Here is an 18,562-nt window from a genome sequence, read left to right as displayed (position 1 = left end):
GTGGCCGCGCTGCGCGACGCCGCGCTGCGGCTGTCGCAGTTGGCGGTGGACCTGCCGCAGGTGGCCGAGCTGGACCTGAACCCGGTGGTGGCGCACCCGTCGGGGGCGGTGTGCGTGGACGCGCGCGTCCGGCTGGCGGCGCCCCCGGCGGGNGACCCCTACCTGCGGGCGCTGCGGCCGCTGTGACCGGGCCGGACCCGCCCGTGCCCCGCCCGCCGCGGACGGGGCCGACGAGAGCAGAACCTGAGGAGCAACCCATGGCCACCACCATCGGCGACCTGATGACCACGCACGTCGTGGCCGCGTTCGAGGAGGCGGGCTTCAAGAAGCTCGCGGTGTCGCTGCGGATGAACGGGGTCAGCGCGATGCCCGTCCTGGACGCCGACCACCGCGTGGTGGGGGTCGTCTCGGAGAGCGACCTGCTGCTCGGCCTGGCCGCCCCGGACCTGGAGGAGGCGGTCCTCCCCGCAGGGGAGGAGCCGGGCGGCCCGGTGGCGCGGGACCTGATGAGCACGCCCGCGGTCACCGTCACCGCGGACGCGACGCCGCGCGAGGCCGCCGAGCGGATGCGCCGCCACCGGATCAAGCGGCTGCCGGTGGTCACCGGCGACGGCCGGCTGCTGGGGATCGTCAGCCGCTCCGACCTGCTGCGCGTCTACTTCGTCTCCGACGGCGAGCTGCGCGACACGGTGGAGCGGGACGTGGTGCGCGGCGAGTTCGGCCTGTCGGAGGTGGCCGTGTCGGTGGACGACGGCGTGGTCCGCCTGGACGGCACGGTGCCGGTGCGCTCGGTGGTCCCCCGGCTGGTCCGCTCGGTGCGCCGGGTGGAGGGCGTGGTGCGGGTGCACGACCGGCTCGCCTACGGCACCGACGACCTGGCGCCGCTGCGCCGGGTGCGCTGAGCCTGCCCGAGCACGCTCCCGCGGCGGCGCGCCGTACCCGCCGGCGGAGCAGTCCCCGGCCGCGGGACGGCCCCTCCCCGCGGCCGCCGGTCTTCGGGCCGCGCCGCGCCCGCCGCGGGCGCGGCCCGCCGCCTCCCCTGCGCCGCGGCGGGGGCCTTGGGGGAGGAGCCGCCGGGCGCCTGGTGCGCGGTCGGAGCTGCCCCGATGTTGCCCACCCGACATTGCCAAGTAACGGACATCACGTAACATACGTGGCCAAAGGGAACAAACAGCCATATTTTCCCGCCCCCCAGGCCGCCCCCGCCCCGCACCGAGCCGACCGGACGGGGTGGTCTTGCACTCTAAATCATGATAACAATATTCAACCTCATAATGAGCTATATCACTCTTCCTTTGGAGGAACGATGAGCACACCCCGCTGGCTGCCGTTCGGCTCGGTTGCGCTGGCCCTGACCCTGGTCGCGACCGCCTGCGGCGGCACAGGGGAGTCCGCCGGCGGCGGAGAGGACGACGGCCTGGTCGAGGCGGCCCGGAGCGAGGGCGTCGTCACCTGGTACGTCTCCATCCCCGACGAGCCGGTGCAGGCCGTGTCCGCCGCCTTCGAGGAGGAGTACGGCATCCCCGTCGAGGTGGTCCGGATGGGCTCCCCCGTCGTGGCGCAGCGTTTCTCCACCGAGCGCGACTCCGGCCAGTCCGTGGGCGACCTGATCACCATCCCCGAGGCCCACGTGATCGACGAGTACCTGGAGAAGGGCTGGGTCCGCGAGCTCCCCGCCGACCAGGTGGACAGCCTGGCCGACTGGCCGCAGGAGGCCCTGTTCCGCAACGCCTACTTCCTGGTCAACTCCCAGCCCATCGGCGTCGCCTACAACACCGAGGAGCTGTCCGCCTCCGACCTGGAGAGCTGGGAGGACCTGCTCGCCCCCGAGCTGGAGGGCGAGATCGTCACGGCCGACCCCAAGTCGTTCCTGTCCTGGGTCGAGCTGCTGCGCCTCCTCAAGGACGAGTACGGCGAGGAGTTCCTGGAGGGCCTGGCCGACAACGGCATCCAGAAGGTCGACAGCGCCATCCCCGGCACCCAGCAGGTGGCCGCCGGAGAGTCCCTGGTCACCTTCCCCAGCCTGCCCTCGGTGGTCAACCCGCTCAAGGAGTCCGGCGCCCCCGTGGAGCTGGCCTACCTGTCCCCCACCACCGGCGTCGAGCAGTACACCGCCGTGGCCGAGGGCTCCCCGCACCCCAACGCCGCGCTGCTGTTCGCCGACTTCCTGATGTCGGAGAAGGGGCAGATCGCGCTCAACGAGGGCTTCGGCATCTCCCCGCTCGGCGAGCTGGAGGGCACCCTGCCCGAGCCCGAGGGCTACGTCGCCCCCGACCTGGGCCTCGCCCTGGAGGAGCAGGGCCGCCTCAACGAGCTGCTCGGCTTCTGACCGATCCCGCCAAGGAGAACCTCCGATGACCCTGACCACGCACGACGCCTCGGCGCCCGCCGGCGCGGAGGGGCCGCGCACCGGGGTGGACATCGTCGGTCTGCGCAAGCGCTTCCGCGCACCCGACGGAACGGTCGTGGCGGCCGTCGACGACGTCACCCTGCACCTGCCCAAGGGCGACTTCTGCGTCCTGCTGGGCCCCAGCGGCTGCGGCAAGACCACGCTGCTGCGCTGCCTGGCCGGCCTGGAGCACCCCGACGAGGGGCGCATCACCATCGACGGGGTGCCGGTCTTCGGCCCCGGCCTGCGCACCGTCGAGCCCCAGGACCGCCCGGTGGGCATGGTGTTCCAGAGCTACGCGCTGTGGCCCAACATGACCGTGGCCGACAACGTGGCCTTCCCGCTGACCACCGGCCCCCGCCGGGAGCGGATGCCCAAGGAGCAGATCCGGGCCCGGGTCGAGGAGGTCCTCAAGATCATGGGCCTGTCCTCGCACGGCAGCCGCGCGATCGGGCAGCTCAGCGGCGGCCAGCAGCAGCGCGTGGCGCTGGCCCGCGCCATCGTCGCGGGCACCGACGTGGTGCTCTTCGACGAGCCGCTGTCCAACATCGACGCCAAGGTCCGCGAGATCCTGCGCCGGGAGCTGCGCGCCATGCAGCAGGACCTCGGCTTCACCGCGGTCTACGTCACCCACGACCAGGCCGAGGCGATGGAGCTGGCCGACCAGATCACCGTGATGCGCTCCGGCCGGGTCATGCAGAACGGGTCGGCCCGCGACATCTACGAGCGGCCCCGCAACCGCTACGTGGCCGAGTTCATCGGGACCGCCAACCTGCTCCCGGTGACCTCGGACGGCGGCGACGCCCGTCTGGTGCACACCGCCGTCGGCCCGGTGCGCGTCGCCGGTCCGGCCCCCGAGGGGCCCGCCGGCGCCGCGCGGGTCGTGGCCAGCCGCGCCCACCGCTGGTGGATCGACACCGCCGAGCGCCCGGGCGAGAACGCCTGGCCGGGCGAGGTCGCCGCCGCCGTCTTCGCCGGCTCCCACACCGAGTACGTGGTCCGGATCGGCGAGACGAGCGTCCGGGTGTGGGCGGCCGACGACCCGGAGCTGGTCCCCGGCCGGAAGGTGTGGGTCGGGGTCGACCCCGCCGCGTGCGTCGTGGTGCTCGACCATGACTGACACGCTGCAACGGCCCCCGGCCGCCCCCGCCGCGCCGCCGCGCCCCCGCCGCAGGCTCTCCACCTTCACGCTGGTGAGCTGGGCGGCGGCAGCGGTCGTCGTCTTCTTCGTCGTCTACCCGGTGGGCCGCGCCTTCGTCGGCGAGCTGGGCCGGGAGCTGCCCGCCGTCCTCGACGTGCTCGCCGGTGCAAAGACCCTGGAGGTGATCCGCAACGCGGTCGTGGCCGTGGCCGCGGGGGGCGGGCTGGCGTTCCTCGTCGGCGCCGTGCTCGCGTGGATCAACGTGCGCACCGACGCCCGGATGGGCTGGGCGGCCGAGGCGCTGCCGCTGATGCCGCTGTTCGTGCCCGCCATCGCGGGGTCGATCGGCTGGGTGTTCCTGGCCAGCCCCAAGGCGGGCTACCTCAACCACGCGCTGCGGCAGGTGCTGGCGCTCTTCGGCGTCCAGGCCGACAGCGGCCCGCTGGACATCTTCACCTGGCCCGGCCTGGTCTTCGTCTACGCCCTCTACTTGACCCCCTACGCCTACCTGGCGATCTCCAGCGGCCTGCAGTCGCTGGACCCGGCGCTGGAGGAGGCGGCCCGGGTCTCCGGGTGCGGGCCGGCCAGGACGCTGTTCCGGGTGACCCTGCCCAACCTCAAGCCGGCCATGGGCGCGGCGGTGCTACAGCTCATCACCATCGGCTTCGCGCTGTTCTCGGTGCCCGTGGTCATCGGCACCTCGGCCCGGATCGAGGTGCTGCCGGTGTCCATCGTGCACGCGGTGACCCGCCAGTACCCGCCGGACCTGGTGACGGCGCTGAGCATGAGCCTGGTGCTCATCGTCACCGTGGTCGTCGCCTGGTCGGTGGAGCGGCGCGTCATGGCCAGGGGGCGCTTCGCCCGCATCGGCGGGCGCGGGGCGCGCGCGGCGCTGGTCACGCTGGGGCGGTGGAAGCTGCCGGCCCGGCTGCTGGTGCTCGGCTACCTGGGGGCCACCTCGGTCCTGCCGTTCCTGGCCCTGCTGCTGGTCTCCTTCCAGGGCTTCTGGACGCCGCAGGTCGACCTCGGCGCCCTGACCACCGACAACTACGTCGACCTGTGGGGGCGGCTGGCGGTGCGCCGCGGCATCACCAACAGCCTGCTGCTGGCGCTGCTCACCGCGACCATCACCACCCTGCTGTCGGCGCTGCTGGCCTACCTGTCCTACCGGCGCCGCTCCGTGGCGGGCCGCCTCGTCGACGGCGTCATCAAGATCCCGGCGGCGATCTCGCACATCGTGGTGGGCATCGCCTTCCTGGTGGCCTTCGCCGGACCGCCGTTCGGCTGGAACGGGACCCTGCTGCTGGTTAGCGCCTACGTGGTGATCTTCCTGCCGCAGGGGTCGTTCTACGCCAACTCCGCGATCCAGCAGATCGGCCCGGAGATGCGGGAGGCCGCGGAGGTGTCCGGCGCCCGCGACTGGCGGATCTTCCTGCGGGTGGTCCTGCCGCTGATGGCGCCGAGCCTGGTGGCGGGCTGGTCGCTGCTGTTCATCCTGTCGGCGGGCGAGATCAACGCCTCGGCGATGCTCGCCGGACCGGGCTCGCCGGTGGTGGGCCAGGCCATCCTGGACCTGTGGACCGCGGGCACGTTCCCGCTACTGGCGGCGCTGTCGGTGGTCATCACCGTGGTCTCCACGGCGGTGGTGCTGACGGTGCTGGCCCTGGGCGGGCGCCCCAACAGCGGCGGCGCCCCGTAGCGGGGCCGCGGCGGCCCCGCGCGACCGTGCCGCGCGGGGCCGCCGCCGTCCGGGCGCTAGGCGGCGTCGGCCGGGTAGACCACGCCCAGGCGCTCGCGCACCTCGTCCATGACGCGCATGACGCGTAGGCTCTCCTCCCACGGCATGAGCGGGCTCTCCTGGAGGCCCGCGGCCACGCAGCGGGCCACCTCCTCAGCCTCGTGCTCGTAGCCGTTGGCGCGGTGCGGGAAGGCGTAGGCCTCCGGGTCGCGGCCGTCGCGGTGGAGCACGAAGTCGGTCGGGCACCACCAGCGCTCCAGCTCGATCCGGCCGCGGGTGCCGATCAGCACGGCCCGGTTGGGCAGCGGCGCGTCCAGCGAGCAGGCCAGCAGGCCGCTCACGCCCTCGCCGTTCTCCACCAGCACGGTGGTCTGGGCGTCGACCGCCCCGTTGGGGGCGAGCCTGCCGCTGGCGCCCACCACGGTGAGGTCGCCGAGGAAGTGCGAGGCCAGCGCCACCGGGTAGACGCCCAGGTCCAGCAGGGCGCCGCCGCCGAGCTCCGGCGCCCACAGCCGGCTGGCGGGGTCGTAGGGCACGGCGTTGCCGAAGTTCGCGGTGAGCAGCCGCAGCTCCCCGATCGCGCCGTCGGCGACCAGGTGGCTGATCCGGCGGCTGGCGGGGGCGAAGCGGGTCCACATGGCCTCCATGAGGAAGCAGCCGCTGCGGCGGGCCGCCTCGACCATCTCGGTGACCTCGCGGACGTTCATGGCCAGCGGCTTCTCGCACAGGACGTGCTTGCCCGCCGCCAGGCAGGCCAGGGTGCCCGCGTGGTGGGCCGGGTGGGGGGTGGCGACGTAGACGACGTCCACCTCGGGGTCGGCGGCCAGCGCCTCCGCTCCGACGTGCCGGTTGGGGACGGCCCAGGTGTCGGCGAAGCGCGCGGCCGACTCCTCGCTGCGCGAGCCGACCGCGGTGACGCGGGCGCCGCCGACCACGCTCAGCCCTTCCAGGAAGGCGGTGGCGATCCCGCCGGTCCCCAGGACGCCCCACCGCAGCACACCACTGTCCGTCGTCATGCCGCACACTCTACTGAATCGGTTAAGGCACGGCGAGCGCGGCGGGGCGGCGCCCGGCTAGCCCTCCAGCAGGCCGGGGCGGCCGTCCTCGACGACGAAGGTGGCCCGGGTGGACACGGGGGCGTCGGGGCTGGTCACGTAGGGCAGCACCCGGAAGTCGGTGTACCAGTGCCCGGGGGTGACCAGGCAGCGCACGTACCCGCGCTGCTCGTTGACGAACCTCAGGTGCGGGTTGGCCTCCAGCAGCGCCCTGCCCTGCGGCCCCAGGTCCTGGCCGTCGCGGTTGCTGGTGACGGAGGTGCCCACGAACTCGGCGCCCACCACCGGGGAGCCGGGGGCGGAGTGGTCGGCCAGGAGCTCGGCGGCGTGGTTCTGGTGCCGGTCCCCGGTGACCACGACCAGGTTGCGCACCCCGGAGGCGGCGGCCTCGGCCAGCACCCGGTCGCGTTCGGCGACGTAGCCGTCCCAGGAGTCCAGCCACACCCGGGCGGCGGGGCCGGGGTCGCTGTCGACCTGGGTCATCGGCACCTGGTTGCCCAGCACGTGCCAGCGCGCGGCCGAGGTGCGCAGCCCGTGCAGCAGCCAGTCGCGCTGGTCGGCGCCGAGCAGGGTGCGGTCGGGGGCGAAGCGCTCGGGGCAGTCGGAGCGGCCGTCGCCGCAGGGCTGGTCGTCGCGGTACTGGCGGGTGTCGAGCACGGTGAGGTCGGCCAGCCTCCCCCAGGAGATCCTGCGGTGCAGCCCCATGGCGGGCCCCTCGGGCAGGGAGGAGCGGCGCAGCGGCAGGTTCTCGTAGTAGGCCTGGAACGCGGCGGCGCGGCGGGCCAGCGCCGCGCCGTCGGTGTCGGCGGCCCCCGCCCAGTTGTTGCTGACCTCGTGGTCGTCGAGGACGGCGACCCAGGGGAAGCGGGCGTGCGCCGCCTGCAGGTGGGGGTCGCTCTTGTAGAGGCCGTAGCGGACGCGGTACTGCTCCAGGGTCACGGTCTCGACCGCCAGGTGGTCGGGGACGGCGACCCCGCGGACCTCTCCGCCGACCGGGTACTCGTACAGGTAGTCGCCCAGGTGGAGGACCAGGTGCAGGTCCTCCTCGGCCAGGTGGCGGTAGGCGGTGTAGTGGCCGTGGTCCCACCGCTGGCAGGAGGCGAAGGCGAAGCTCAGCGCGGCGGGCTCGGTGCGCGGGTCCGGTGCGGTGCGGGTGCGCCCCACCGGGCTGATCTCGCCCATGGCCTGGAAGCGGTAGAAGTACTCGCGGTCCGGTTCCAGGCCGGTGACCTCGGGGTGGACCGAGTGCCCGAGCTCGGCGGAGGCCACGGCCGTGCCCCGGTGCACCACGGTGGTGAAGCGCTCGTCCGCGGCGACCTGGTAGGAGACGGGGACGTCGCGCTCGTCCATGCCGCCCCGGCCGTCGGGGGCCAGCGGGTCGGGGGCCAGCCGGGTCCACAGCACCACCCCGTCGGGGCGCGGGTCGCCGGAGGCCACGCCGAGGGTGAAGGGGTAGGAGCTCGCCGAGGCGCTGCGGCCGGTCGGGGCGGGGAACAGGCCGGTGCCCAGGGCGACGGCGGCGGCCGAGGCGGCGCCGATGCCGAGGAAGCGGCGGCGGGACGGCGGGACTGCGGGTCGCGTGCGGTGCACCATCGAGCCCCCATCACGGAAAGTGGCGATATCACTCCCTGTGCATGATCTGTTCCGCGATGGCACGGAACGCGCAGGAGGGCCGCCCATACAGGGAAAATTGGGTCGTCCTTGGCCGCCCGTTGGCGGCCCGACCGCGCCCCCCGCCTTTGCCGAACCGGTTAAGTTCCTCCTAGGATCGGCAGCATGGAAACTCGTGTGCTCGGCAGGACCGGCAGGGACGTCGGCGTCGTGGGGTTCGGCGCCTGGCAGATCGGCGACGCCTGGGGCGAGGTCAGCGAGGCCGACGCCCTGGACGCGCTGCACGCCGCGGCCGACTCCGGCGTCACCTTCTTCGACACCGCCGACGTCTACGGGGACGGACGCAGCGAGCGCCTGGTGGGCCGCCTGCTCAAGGAGTACGACGGCCTGACCGTGGCCACGAAGATGGGGCGGCGCATGGCGCAGTCCCCCGAGATCTACAACCCCGACAACTTCCGCGCCTGGAACGACCGCTCCCGGGCCAACCTCGGGGTGGACACCATCGACCTGGTGCAACTGCACTGCCCGCCCTCCGCGGTCTACGCCGACGACGCGGTCTTCGACGCCCTGGACGCCATGGTCGAGCAGCAGCGGATCGCCGCCTACGGCGTCAGCGTGGAGACCTGCGAGCAGGCGCTGGCCGCGATCCGGCGCCCCAACGTGGCCAGCGTGCAGATCATCCTCAACGCCTTCCGCCTCAAGCCGCTGGAGGAGGTGCTGCCCGCCGCCCGGCAGGCCGGGGTCGGCGTCATCGCCCGGGTCCCGCTGGCCAGCGGGCTGCTGTCGGGCAGGTTCTCCGCCGACACCGTCTTCTCCGCCGACGACCACCGCGCCTTCAACCGCAACGGCGAGGCGTTCGACGTGGGCGAGACGTTCTCCGGCGTCGACTACGCCACCGGGCTGGCCGCGGTGGAGCGGCTGCGCCCCCTGGTCCCCGAGGGCGCGACCATGGCGCAGTTCGCGCTGCGCTGGATCCTCGACCAGCCGGGCGTGAGCGTGGTCATCCCGGGCGCCCGCAACGCCGCCCAGGCGCGCGGCAACGCCGCAGCCGCCGACCTGCCCCCGCTCTCCGCGGACGTGCACGCCCGGGTGCGCGAGGTCTACGACGAGCTGATCCGCCCGCTGGTGCACCACCGCTGGTGAGGCGCGGCGCGCCCGGCGGCCCGGGCCGCCGGGCGCGCGGTCACAGCAGGTCCTCCGGGGCGGGCGTGCCCTCGGGGAAGTTCTCGTAGTCGTCGGGGTCGACCGACACCGAGGGGACCGGCGAGGGCGGCGGCGACACCGACGGCGGCCCGTCCTGCGGCGACGGCCGGGCCGGCGAGGGGCTCGGCGACGGGGCGGGCGAGTCCTGCGGCGAGGGCGAGGGCGCCGACGGGGACGGCGACGGGGCGGGCGAGGGCTGGGCCTCGGGCGCCGGGTAGGCCTGGCGGCTCATGGAGGCCAGGAAGAAGTAGAGCACCAGCAGCAGCGCCGCGGCCAGCGCGGCCACGCGCCGCCAGCCCGGCGGGGGCGCGCAGCCCGCTCCAGGCCAGCGCCACCACCACGGCCAGCACCGCCAGCGCCCCCGCCCGGGGGTGCCCCGGCCAGACGTGGGCGCCGAAGGTCAGCGCCACCGCGGTGCACGCGGCCACCGCGCCCACCGCGAACGCCCATCCGGCGAGCAGGCCCCACCCCTCCCCCAGGCGGCGCTGCCCGTACACGTAGGCGCCGCCCCGCCCGGGGTGGTGCAGGGCCAGGCGGATCTCCGAGACGGCGCTGCAGTAGGCCACCGTCGCCGCGATCGCCAGCGCCAGGGGCAGCCACACTCCGGCGGCGCGCGCCGCCGGGGCCAGGACGGCGAACACCCCGGCGCCCACCATCGCGCCGAGTCCGGCCCCGACCGCGCGCACGCCGTGCAGCCCTCCCCGGGCCTCGGCGCGTCCTGAAAACAGTGAGGTTCCCACGGCGCGAGTGTGCCTCATCCACGTCACGCTCGCGTGAAGACCCCGCCACCCGCCGCTGAACACCCCGCCCTGCGGCGCGCCGGGGCTACTCCACCCCGGCGCGCAGCGTCCGGCCGCCGTCGAGGGTGATGACCTGGCCGGTCACCCAGGAGGCGTCGGAGGAGGCCAGGTAGGCGACGGCCGCCGCCACGTCCTCGGGCTCGCCCAGCCGCCCCAGCGGGTAGCCGGCCGCGACCTCCTCCTCGTTGTCGGCGTACAGCGCCTCGGCGAAGCGGGTGCGGACCACGCCGGGGGCGACCGCGTTGACCCGGATGCGGCGGGGGGCCAGTTCGTAGGCCAACTGCTGGGTGAGGTTGATCAGCGCCGCCTTGCTGGTGCCGTAGACGCCGATGCCGGGGGAGGGGTGCTGGCCGGCGAGGGAGGCCACGTTGACGATCGCGCCGCCGTGCTCGGCCATCCAGGCGTTGTGGACCTCGCGCACCCAGCCGACCGCGGCGATCACGTTGACCTCGAAGATCTTGGCCATGGCGGCCTCGCCGACGTTGACGACCGCGTCGAAGACCGGGTTGATGCCGGTGTTGTTGACCAGGACGTCGACGCGTCCGAACGCCTCCAGGGCCCTGCGGACGGCCTCGGCGCGGTGCGCGGCGTCGTGGGCGCGGCCGGGCACCGCCAGCGCGCGCTCGGGGCCGCCGAGCTGCTCGGCCGCGGCGGCGAGGGCCTCGGCCCCGCGCGCGGTGATCACGACCCGGCCGCCCTCGTCGACGATGCGGCGCGCCACGGCCAAGCCGATGCCCCGGCTGGCGCCCGTCACCACCGCGACCCTGCCTGCGAAACGTTCCACGACACTACTCCTTCACCGGGGAGGAACCGACCCCACCAAAATACCGACCAGTAGGTCTGTGTGGTGGCGGGCCTGCCGCGACCGGCCCCGCGCACGGTCCGCCGCTGCTACCCTCACCCCACGTGGCCCCGCACTACTTCGACCCCGACCCGGCCGCGCCCAGCCGCGCCGCCACCGTCACCCTGGTCCTGCCCGACCTGCACCTGCGCCTGGACACCGACCGCGGCGTCTTCTCCCCCGACCGGGTCGACCTGGGCACCCGCATCCTGCTGGAGACCGTCCCGCCGCCCCCGGACCGCGGCACCCTCCTCGACCTCGGCTGCGGCTACGGCCCCATCGCGCTGACCATGGCCCGCCGCGCCCCCCACGCCGCCGTCGTCGGCGTCGACACCAACCGGCGCGCCCTCGACCTGGCCCGCCGCAACGCCGCGGCCAACGGCGTGGCCAACGCCAGCTTCCACGCCGCGCCCGCGGCGGGCAACCCCCCGCAGCCTGGCTCCCCGCTGGCCGGCCCCTTCGCCGCCCTGTGGTCCAACCCGCCCATCCGCATCGGCAAGCAGGCCCTGCACGCCCTGCTGGCCATCTGGCTGTCCCGCCTGGAGGAGGGCGCCCACGCCCACCTGGTCGTGCACAAGCACCTCGGCGCCGACTCGCTGCACCGCTGGCTGGAGGAGACCGGCCGTCCCACCGAGCGCGTCGCCTCCCGCGCCGGCTATAGAATCCTGCGCACCACGCACCATGCCTGACCTGCCGCTAGACTCGATCCCGACCCGACACCCACGCAAGGACACGCCCCAGGTGAGCACGCAACTGCGCCCCACCGACGTCAAACGGCTCAACCGCCACTGGCGCAGGAACACCCACAACCGGATCAGCCTCATCGTCGAATCGGTCACCCAGCCGTTCAACCTCGGCTCCATCCTGCGCACCGCGGCCACCTTCGGCGTCGGCACCGTGTGGCTCACCGGCAACGCCGTCACCCCCGAGCACCCCCAGGTCAACAAGACCGCGCTGGGCACCCACACCAAGGTCCGCTGGGAGAGGACCCCGGCCACGGCCGACGCCGTCGCCGCCGCCCGCGCCGACGGCTACCGGGTCGTCGCCGTGGAACTGGCCCGGGGCGCCCTCCCCCTGCACCGCGCCCCCCTGGACGGGGACGTCTGCCTGGCTGTGGGCGCCGAGGACCACGGCTGCTCCCCGGCCCTGCTGGCCGCCGCCGACGCCGTCGCCTACATCCCGCAGACCGGGCGCGTCGGCTCCCTCAACGTCGCCGTCGCCGCCGCCATCGCCATCGCCGAGACCCGCCGCCGCGAATGGCAGGCCCTGCCCGACGGGGACGCTCCCGCCGACTGACCGGGCGCCCGCACGACTTCACCTGCACCGCCAGGGTTCAAGTCCGCCCCCACCGGGAACTTCTCAGCCCTGGCACACGTATCACCAGCAACCGCTTCACCACCGAAGAGAGAGGCAATGGACCCGTCCCGAAGTAGCAGCAGCGTCCACAGACGCTGCGCCCCCGAATCCGACGACCCCCACTCACCCGGCCGCGCGCACACCGGGACCCGCACCTCCGAGGCGGTGTGTGCGCGATGAGCACCGTCCTCAGCATCCTCCTCGGAGTCCTGGTGGTCTTCCTGATCACCGCGGTCACCGGCTACTTCGTCGCCCAGGAGTTCGGCTACGTCGCCGTGGACCGCTCCCGGGTCAAGGCCCGCGCCGCCGCGGGCGACACCACCGCCCGCCGCGTCCTCGACATCACGGCCCGCACCTCCTTCATGCTGTCGGGCGCCCAGCTCGGCATCACGGTCACCGGCCTGCTCGTCGGCTACGTCGCCGAGCCCATGATCGGCTCGGGCATCGGCGAGCTCCTCGGCGGGGCCGGCGTCCCCGCGGGCACCGGGGTCGCCGTCGGCACCGTCGCGGCCCTGCTGTTCTCCACCGTCGTGCAGATGGTCTTCGGCGAGCTGTTCCCCAAGAACCTCGCCATCGCCCGGCCCGAGCCCGTCGCCCGCCGCCTGGCCCTGTCCACCGGCGTCTACCTGCGGCTCTTCGGCTGGCTCATCTGGCTGTTCGACCGCGCCTCCGTGCTGCTGCTCAAGGCGGTGCGCATCACCCCGGTGGAGGACGTGCAGCACGCCGCCACCCCGCGCGACCTGGAGCGCATCGTCGAGGAGTCCCGGGAGAGCGGGGACCTGCCCGCGGAGCTGTCCACCCTGCTGGACCGCACCCTGGACTTCCACGAGCGCACCGCCGAGCACGCGATGATCCCGCGGCCGCAGGTCACCTCCGTGCAGGCCGACGACCCGGTGGACCGCGCCGTGGAGCTCATGACCGCCACCGGCCACTCCCGCTTCCCGGTCCTCACCGGGGTCGAGACCGTCTCCGGCGTCGTGTGCCTGCGCGACATCCTCGCGCTGGGCGAGGAGGAGCGCTCGGGCGCCCGCGTGGCCGACATCGCCCGCGACGCCGTGCTGGTCCCCACCTCGCTGCCGCTGCCGGCGCTGCTGGCCCGGCTGCGCGACACCGGCGAGCAGTTCGCCTGCGTCGTCGACGAGTACGGCGGCCTGGCCGGGGTCATCACCACCGAGGACATCGCCGAGGAGCTCGTCGGCGAGATCGCCGACGAGCACGACCCAGAGGACGAGTCCCGCGCCCGCGTCAGCGAGGAGGGCGACTGGCTGCTGCCCGGCGCACTCCACGTCGACGAGGTCGAACGCCTCCTCGGCCGCGACCTGCCCGCGGGCGACTACGAGACCATCGGCGGCCTCGTCATCGCCTGGCTGCGCCGCCTGCCCCGCCCCGCCGACCGGGTCACCGTCGAACTGCCCCGCCACCCCGGAGCCGACGAGGACGAGCCCGACTGGGCCGTCACCCTCGTCGTGGAGACCGTGGACCGCCACGTCCCCGAGACCGTGCGCCTGGAACTGCACGAGGCGCCCCGCGGCAGCCGGACGGAGGTGACCGCGTGAGCGACCTGAACCCGGTGCTCGCCCTCGTGCTGTCCGCCGCCGTCGTCGGCCTGTCGGCGTTCTTCGTCGCCATCGAGTTCGCCCTGGTCTCGGCGCGCCGCTACCGGCTGGAGGAGGCCGCGGAGACCAGCGTCTCGGCGCGCGCCGCGCTGCGCAGCGCCCGCGACCTGTCGCTGCTGCTGGCCGGGTCCCAACTGGGCATCACCCTGTGCACCCTGGCGCTGGGCGCCCTCGCCGAACCGGCCGTGCACCACCTCGTGGAACCGCTGTTCCACGGGTGGCTGCCCGACGGCGCCGCCTACGCCGCCTCCTTCGTGCTGTCGCTGGTGATCGTCACCTTCGTGCACCTGGTGGTCGGCGAGATGGCGCCCAAGTCCTGGGCCATCTCCCACCCGGAGCGGTCGGCGACCCTGCTGGCCCTGCCGATGCGCGCGTTCATGTGGGCCACCCGGCCCGCGCTGGTCGCCCTCAACGGCCTGGCCAACTGGTGCCTGCACCGGCTGGGCGTGGAGGCCGTCGACGAGGTCGCCTCCGGGCACGGCCCCGACGACCTGCGGGAGCTCGTCGAGCACTCCGCCAAGGCCGGGGCGCTGGACCCCGAGCGGCGCGCCCAGCTCGCCACCGCGCTGGAGGTCAACTCCCGGCCGCTGCGCGGGATCATCACCCCCCGGGAGGAGTTCGCGCAGGTCCGCGCGGACGCCGGCCTGGAGGAGATCCGCCGGGTCGCCCGCGACAGCGGGCACCTGCGCCTGGTGGTCGGCGACGACGAGCCCTTCGGCGTCCTCCACGTCCGCGACACCTTCACCGCCGCTCCCGGCACCACCGCCGCCGACCTGATGCGGCCGGTGCTGACCCTGGACGCCACCACGCCGATCTACGCGGCGCTGAGCATCATGCGGGAGAGCCGCACCCACCTGGCCCTGGTCGAGGACGGCGAGGAGCTGGTGGGGCTGGTCACCATGCAGGACATGCTGGACCGGCTGCTGCTGGCCGGCACCCCCGAGACCGCCGCTCCCTGAGCGGCCCGCGCCACCGCCGGGGCCGCCGCAGCGGGCGGCGGCCCCGGCCCGTCCCGACCGACGCGCGCAGCCCCGGGGCAGGGGCCCGCGTGCACCACCGCAGCGAGGAGCAGCCGTCCATGACGATCCCCGTGGTCACCCTCAACAACGGCGTCACCATGCCACAACTGGGCTTCGGCACCTGGCGGGTGGGCCGCGACGCCGTCGCCGAGGCCCTGCGGACCGGGTACCGCTGCATCGACACCGCCGAGATGTACCGCAACGAGACCGACGTCGCCGCAGCGCTCGCCGGCTCCGGGCTGGAGCGCGCCGAGGTGTTCGTCACCACCAAGGTGTGGAACGACCACCACGGGCACCGGGCCACCCTGGAGGCGTTCCACGCCAGCCGCCGCAGGCTCGGCCTCGACGTCGTCGACCTGTACCTCGTCCACTGGCCCAGCGCGTCCGACTCCGTCAACGTCGACACCTGGCGCGCCCTGGAGTCGCTCCACGCCGACGGGCTGGTGCGCGCCATCGGCGTGTCGAACTTCTCCCCCGCCCAGCTCGACGTCCTGCTCGACGCCTGCGACGTGGTGCCCGCGGTCAACCAGATCGAACTCCACCCGGCCCGGCCCCGCCTGGAGGAGCGCGCCTACCACGAGCGCCACGGCATCGCCACCCAGGCGTGGGCGCCGCTGGCCCGGGCGGCGGTGCTCACCCACCCCGTGGTCACCGCGGTCGCCGCCGCCCACGGCAGGACCCCCGCCCAGGTGGTGCTGCGCTGGCACCTGCAACACGGCGTCATCGCCATCCCCCGCTCCGCCTCCCCCGAGCGCATCCGCGAGAACTTCGCCGTCGCCGACTTCTCCCTCACCCCGCAGGACATGGCGGCCCTGGACTCCCTGGGCGGCCGCACCGCCCCGTGACAGGCCGCGGCAGTGCGGCTACCCTGGGGGCGGACCGCGAAGCCGTGGCCCGCAGGGCATAGCAGCCGGACGTGTTGGTGCGGTCCTCTCCTCAGCCCCTCGCCCGCACAGGGCATCGCCGGTCCCGCGGCGGCCCGGCCGCCGCGGGACCGCTCACCCGCCCCCGCCTGCGGCGTCGAATCGCGCGAACCGCTCCACCAGGCTGGGCAGCACCGGGTGCTCGGCGAACTCCTCCACTCCCATCGGCTCGGTCCACTCCCACGGCAGGCGCCGCCGCCACCTGCTCGCCAGCAGCATGTCGCGGGCCTGGTCCACCTCGCGCCACCGCCGCGGGTCCGCCTCGCCCAGCCTGGTCGCGGCCAGCGCCGCGTCGAACTCGGCCAGGAAGCCCCGCACCCGCGCGGGGTCGGCGCGCACCACCCCGGCGCCGGGGTCCAGCGCCGCCGCGCGGGCCCGCCGGTCCACCAGGTACAGCCGCGGCGCCAGGTGCACGCTGCCCAGTCCCAGGCTCTTGCCCATGCCGATCTTGTGCGCGTGCTCCGGGTCGCGCGGGTCGCCGCCGTCGACCGGGTTGTCCAGCAGCAGGGCGCGCAGCAGCGCCCCCACCTCGGCGCCGGTGAGGTTGGTGAAGGTGATGCGGCCGGTGAAGCGCAGCCCCTCCCGCAGCGGCACGACGTCGCGGCAGGCCCCGCCGGGCGCCTCGGCCGCGGGCGGCCACTCCACACCGCCGTCGTCGCGGTAGCGGTGCAGGAACACCTTGTACCCGCCCAGCCTCGCGTCGTCCTCGTGCGTCCAGGCGACCAGGCGCGGGCTGTCCCCGTAGCGCCCCGGGTCGGGCTGGAGCAGGTAGTTGGCGAAACAGCCGCGCTGCGGCGCCAGCAGCCGCACCCGCCGCGGGCCGCCCGGCAGGTCCGGCCGGGGGTCGTCGCACAGGACGGGCCCCACCGACACGCGCCCCCGGCAGGCCGCCTCCCCCGCGAGGACGTCGAGGTCGCCGAAGAGGGCGCGGGGCACGTCCACGGGGCGCCCCCGGCGCCCGGACCGCCCGCCGCCGCGCTGCTGCGGGCTCCACAGCTCCTCCGGCACGGCGCGGCGGACCGGGTCGCCGTCGCCGACGGCGACCCGGTAGCCGCCGGCGCGGCCGAACGACGTCACCCACCGGGTGCCGTCGCCGCGCGGGCGCGCCTCCACGGTGAACCACACCGGTTCGGGGCTGCGGCGCGGCAGCGCGCCCGGGCGGGGCCGCCCGGCCCCGCCGGGGACCATGCTCACCTCGTCGGGGAAGTTGTCCACCTGGTAGGAGGTGAGCTGGTCGGCCGACTCCACCAGGCGCACCAGCTCCTCCGGCACCGGGAAGCAGCCGCGGGGCAGCGGGTCGAAGCGGCCCTCGGCCAGGCCGTCCGGCAGCGGGAACAGGTGGGCGCGGGCGCGCCGCGGCCCGGCCGTGCCGGTGAGCACCACCGCGCAGCGCACCACCTCGCCGGCCGCCCCGCACTCGCGCAGGTACTCCTCGGCCTCCCGGCGGCCGGGCGCGACCCGCACGGCCTCGGGCTCCAGCCGCGGCCGTCCCCGCTCCCGCAGCACCACCGCGAACACCTCGCGGTACTGCCAGGGCCGGTGCGGGCCGAAGGTGTAGGGGCCGTAGGAGCCGTCCGCGGGCGGGTCGGGGAAGCCGGCGCGGCCCGGCCCGAACGGCCACCGCCGCAGGCTGGCGCGCAGGTTGTCGAAGGAGATCCGCAGTGCGGTCCCGGCCTGCCGGGGGACCGCGCGGCCCCCGGGCGCCTCCAGGGCGTACCACCGGCCGTCGCGGTGCACCAGGAAGCCCTGGCGGACCCGGCCGCCCAGCCGCTGCCGGTAGCGGGCGTGCCGGTCGGCGGCGACGGCGCGGGCGCGCCGGGAGCCGGACCCGCCGGGGCGGACCGGGGCGCGGAAGAACAGGCGGGGCGTGTTGACGGGGCCCACCTCCCCTCCGGTGAGCATGCGCAGGGTGGCGCGCAGCAGGCCGCGCAGCGTCGACCCGGGCACGGCGGGGCGCCCGTCGATCCGCAGCGACCGGCTCTCCTGCCCGTCCGGGGCCGCTCCGACGAACAGCGGGCTGAGGGTGTGCAGGGTCACGTCGATCCACCCGGTGTGGGTGCCGGGCAGGGCGCGGTCGTGGCCGCGCAGCAGGGCGGCGGTGTCCACCCCCTCCGGCAGGCCCGAGTGCAGCGCGCCCGCCCGCATCGGCGCGGCGGGCAGCCGCACCAGGCCGTAGGGGGCGCGCGCCCGGTGGCGGCCCCAGGGCGGTTCGGGGGTCACCGCGTCCTCCTCCCCGGCCGCACCGGCGCGCCGGCGACGCCCATGCCGGTCAGGCGGTGGAAGGCCACCCCGACCACGCCGGTGCCGGGGTCGCGCGCCCAGTACTCGCGGACCGACAGCCACGCCCGGCCCCCGGTGTCGGCCCCGCCCCAGCGCAGCGGCAGCACCGCCGCGCTGCCCGACGGCTCCAGGGCCAGGCTGAACGGCGCCCCGTCGGGCGCGGCCCGCGCGGTGCGCCCCGCCAGCAGCAGCCTGCGGTCCCGGGGGCGCAGGTAGTCCGGCAGGGCGGAGGCGTCCTCGTCGACGGCCAGCCAGCCCTGCTCCGCCCGCTCGCCGATGCGGATCTGCGCCGAGCCGCAGAACACCAGGACCTCCAGCACCCGCCACCGCTCCCGCGGCCCGGGCGGGGCGGCCGACCAGTCGGCGAAGGCGCTCCGGTCCGAGCGCCACCACCTGCGCCCGGGGCAGGTCCCGGTGATGCGGCCGTCCCCCAGTTCGGCGAGCAGCCACTGCCGCTGCCCGGGGGCCTGCCCGTCCAGCAGCGCGCAGCGCACGCCCGCGTCGAACACGTCGGCCAGCACCTGCTCGACCTGGGCCGCGGTCAGCTCCCGCAGGCGCACGCCCGCCGGCTCCGGCGGCTGCGGCCACGG

Annotated in this window: 17 protein-coding genes; 11 read left to right on the top strand and 6 right to left on the bottom strand. The window is 75.2% G+C overall.

What is annotated here, in order from left to right; all coding sequences use genetic code 11:
- From AC529_RS17610 to AC529_RS17590, 5 genes are all read left to right on the top strand, one after another.
- On the top strand, positions 1 to 186 hold the full coding sequence (locus AC529_RS17610; protein ID WP_449353675.1) for an acetate--CoA ligase family protein: 186 nt from the start codon (positions 1 to 3) through the stop codon (positions 184 to 186).
- Positions 187 to 257: 71 nt separating this feature from the next.
- A complete protein-coding gene (locus AC529_RS17605; protein WP_068758481.1) occupies positions 258 to 902 on the top strand; it encodes a CBS domain-containing protein in 645 nt (214 codons plus the stop codon).
- A 404-nt stretch (positions 903 to 1,306) separates the two neighbouring features.
- Positions 1,307 to 2,329, top strand: a complete 1,023-nt coding sequence (locus AC529_RS17600) for an ABC transporter substrate-binding protein (RefSeq protein WP_068758480.1) — start codon at positions 1,307 to 1,309, stop codon at positions 2,327 to 2,329.
- Between the two features lie 25 nt (positions 2,330 to 2,354).
- Positions 2,355 to 3,509, top strand: coding sequence for an ABC transporter ATP-binding protein (locus AC529_RS17595; RefSeq protein ID WP_068758479.1), 1,155 nt, complete (start codon positions 2,355 to 2,357; stop codon positions 3,507 to 3,509).
- Positions 3,502 to 5,229, top strand: a complete 1,728-nt coding sequence (locus AC529_RS17590; RefSeq protein WP_068758478.1) for an ABC transporter permease — start codon at positions 3,502 to 3,504, stop codon at positions 5,227 to 5,229. Before AC529_RS17595 ends, AC529_RS17590 begins: the two co-directional genes overlap by 8 nt.
- A 56-nt stretch (positions 5,230 to 5,285) precedes the next feature.
- Here AC529_RS17590 and AC529_RS17585 read toward each other — a convergent pair whose 3' ends face one another.
- Both AC529_RS17585 and AC529_RS17580 read right to left on the bottom strand, forming a co-directional pair.
- Positions 5,286 to 6,284, bottom strand: coding sequence for a Gfo/Idh/MocA family protein (locus tag AC529_RS17585; RefSeq protein WP_068758477.1), 999 nt, complete (start codon positions 6,282 to 6,284; stop codon positions 5,286 to 5,288).
- A 57-nt stretch (positions 6,285 to 6,341) separates the two neighbouring features.
- Positions 6,342 to 7,916: an alkaline phosphatase D family protein gene (locus AC529_RS17580; protein WP_068758476.1), complete on the bottom strand. Its 1,575-nt coding sequence runs from the start codon at positions 7,914 to 7,916 to the stop codon at positions 6,342 to 6,344.
- A 183-nt stretch (positions 7,917 to 8,099) separates the two neighbouring features.
- Here AC529_RS17580 and AC529_RS17575 point away from each other — a divergent pair, with 183 nt between their 5' ends.
- Complete coding sequence (locus AC529_RS17575; protein WP_068758475.1) at positions 8,100 to 9,077, top strand: aldo/keto reductase; 978 nt, start codon at positions 8,100 to 8,102, stop codon at positions 9,075 to 9,077.
- On the opposite strand, the gene AC529_RS20205 is transcribed toward AC529_RS17575, so the two are convergent.
- Together AC529_RS20205 and AC529_RS17565 are read right to left on the bottom strand one after the other, a co-directional pair.
- A complete protein-coding gene (locus tag AC529_RS20205) occupies positions 9,035 to 9,877 on the bottom strand; it encodes an amino acid permease (protein ID WP_232306805.1) in 843 nt (280 codons plus the stop codon). The genes AC529_RS17575 and AC529_RS20205 overlap by 43 nt on opposite strands.
- Before the next feature lie 85 nt (positions 9,878 to 9,962).
- Positions 9,963 to 10,721, bottom strand: coding sequence for an SDR family oxidoreductase (locus AC529_RS17565; RefSeq protein WP_068758473.1), 759 nt, complete (start codon positions 10,719 to 10,721; stop codon positions 9,963 to 9,965).
- Between the two features lie 122 nt (positions 10,722 to 10,843).
- Between AC529_RS17565 and AC529_RS17560 the strand changes: the two genes are divergently transcribed.
- The 5 genes from AC529_RS17560 to AC529_RS17540 all read left to right on the top strand — a co-directional run bounded on the left by AC529_RS17560 (position 10,844) and on the right by AC529_RS17540 (position 15,614).
- The gene (locus tag AC529_RS17560) at positions 10,844 to 11,467 is read left to right on the top strand and encodes a class I SAM-dependent methyltransferase (RefSeq protein ID WP_068758472.1); all 624 of its coding nucleotides are present in this window, start codon (positions 10,844 to 10,846) and stop codon (positions 11,465 to 11,467) included.
- A 52-nt stretch (positions 11,468 to 11,519) separates the two neighbouring features.
- Entirely contained in the window at positions 11,520 to 12,074 is a 555-nt protein-coding gene (locus AC529_RS17555; protein ID WP_068758471.1) for a TrmH family RNA methyltransferase, read from the top strand.
- Positions 12,075 to 12,310: 236 nt separating this feature from the next.
- The gene (locus AC529_RS17550; RefSeq protein WP_068758470.1) at positions 12,311 to 13,690 is read left to right on the top strand and encodes a hemolysin family protein; all 1,380 of its coding nucleotides are present in this window, start codon (positions 12,311 to 12,313) and stop codon (positions 13,688 to 13,690) included.
- Positions 13,687 to 14,709, top strand: a complete 1,023-nt coding sequence (locus AC529_RS17545; protein WP_068758469.1) for a hemolysin family protein — start codon at positions 13,687 to 13,689, stop codon at positions 14,707 to 14,709. Before AC529_RS17550 ends, AC529_RS17545 begins: the two co-directional genes overlap by 4 nt.
- A gap of 119 nt (positions 14,710 to 14,828) precedes the next feature.
- Positions 14,829 to 15,614 (top strand): aldo/keto reductase, encoded by a 786-nt coding sequence (locus AC529_RS17540; RefSeq protein ID WP_068758468.1) that lies wholly within the window; start codon positions 14,829 to 14,831, stop codon positions 15,612 to 15,614.
- Between the two features lie 153 nt (positions 15,615 to 15,767).
- Here the strand turns inward: AC529_RS17540 and AC529_RS17535 are convergent, their stop codons facing one another.
- Together AC529_RS17535 and csx19 are read right to left on the bottom strand one after the other, a co-directional pair.
- Positions 15,768 to 17,912, bottom strand: a complete 2,145-nt coding sequence (locus AC529_RS17535) for a TIGR03986 family type III CRISPR-associated RAMP protein (protein WP_068758467.1) — start codon at positions 17,910 to 17,912, stop codon at positions 15,768 to 15,770.
- Positions 17,909 to 18,562 (bottom strand): type III-D CRISPR-associated protein Csx19 (gene csx19 / locus AC529_RS17530; protein ID WP_068758466.1); only part of this gene is annotated, 654 nt, incomplete at its 5' end. The genes AC529_RS17535 and csx19, both read right to left, overlap by 4 nt.

This window comes from Thermobifida cellulosilytica TB100, from assembly GCF_001517975.1.
Classification (GTDB): domain Bacteria; phylum Actinomycetota; class Actinomycetes; order Streptosporangiales; family Streptosporangiaceae; genus Thermobifida; species Thermobifida cellulosilytica.
Note: the sequence above shows the minus strand (reverse complement) of the source record. Positions and strands in the feature narration are given on the sequence as shown.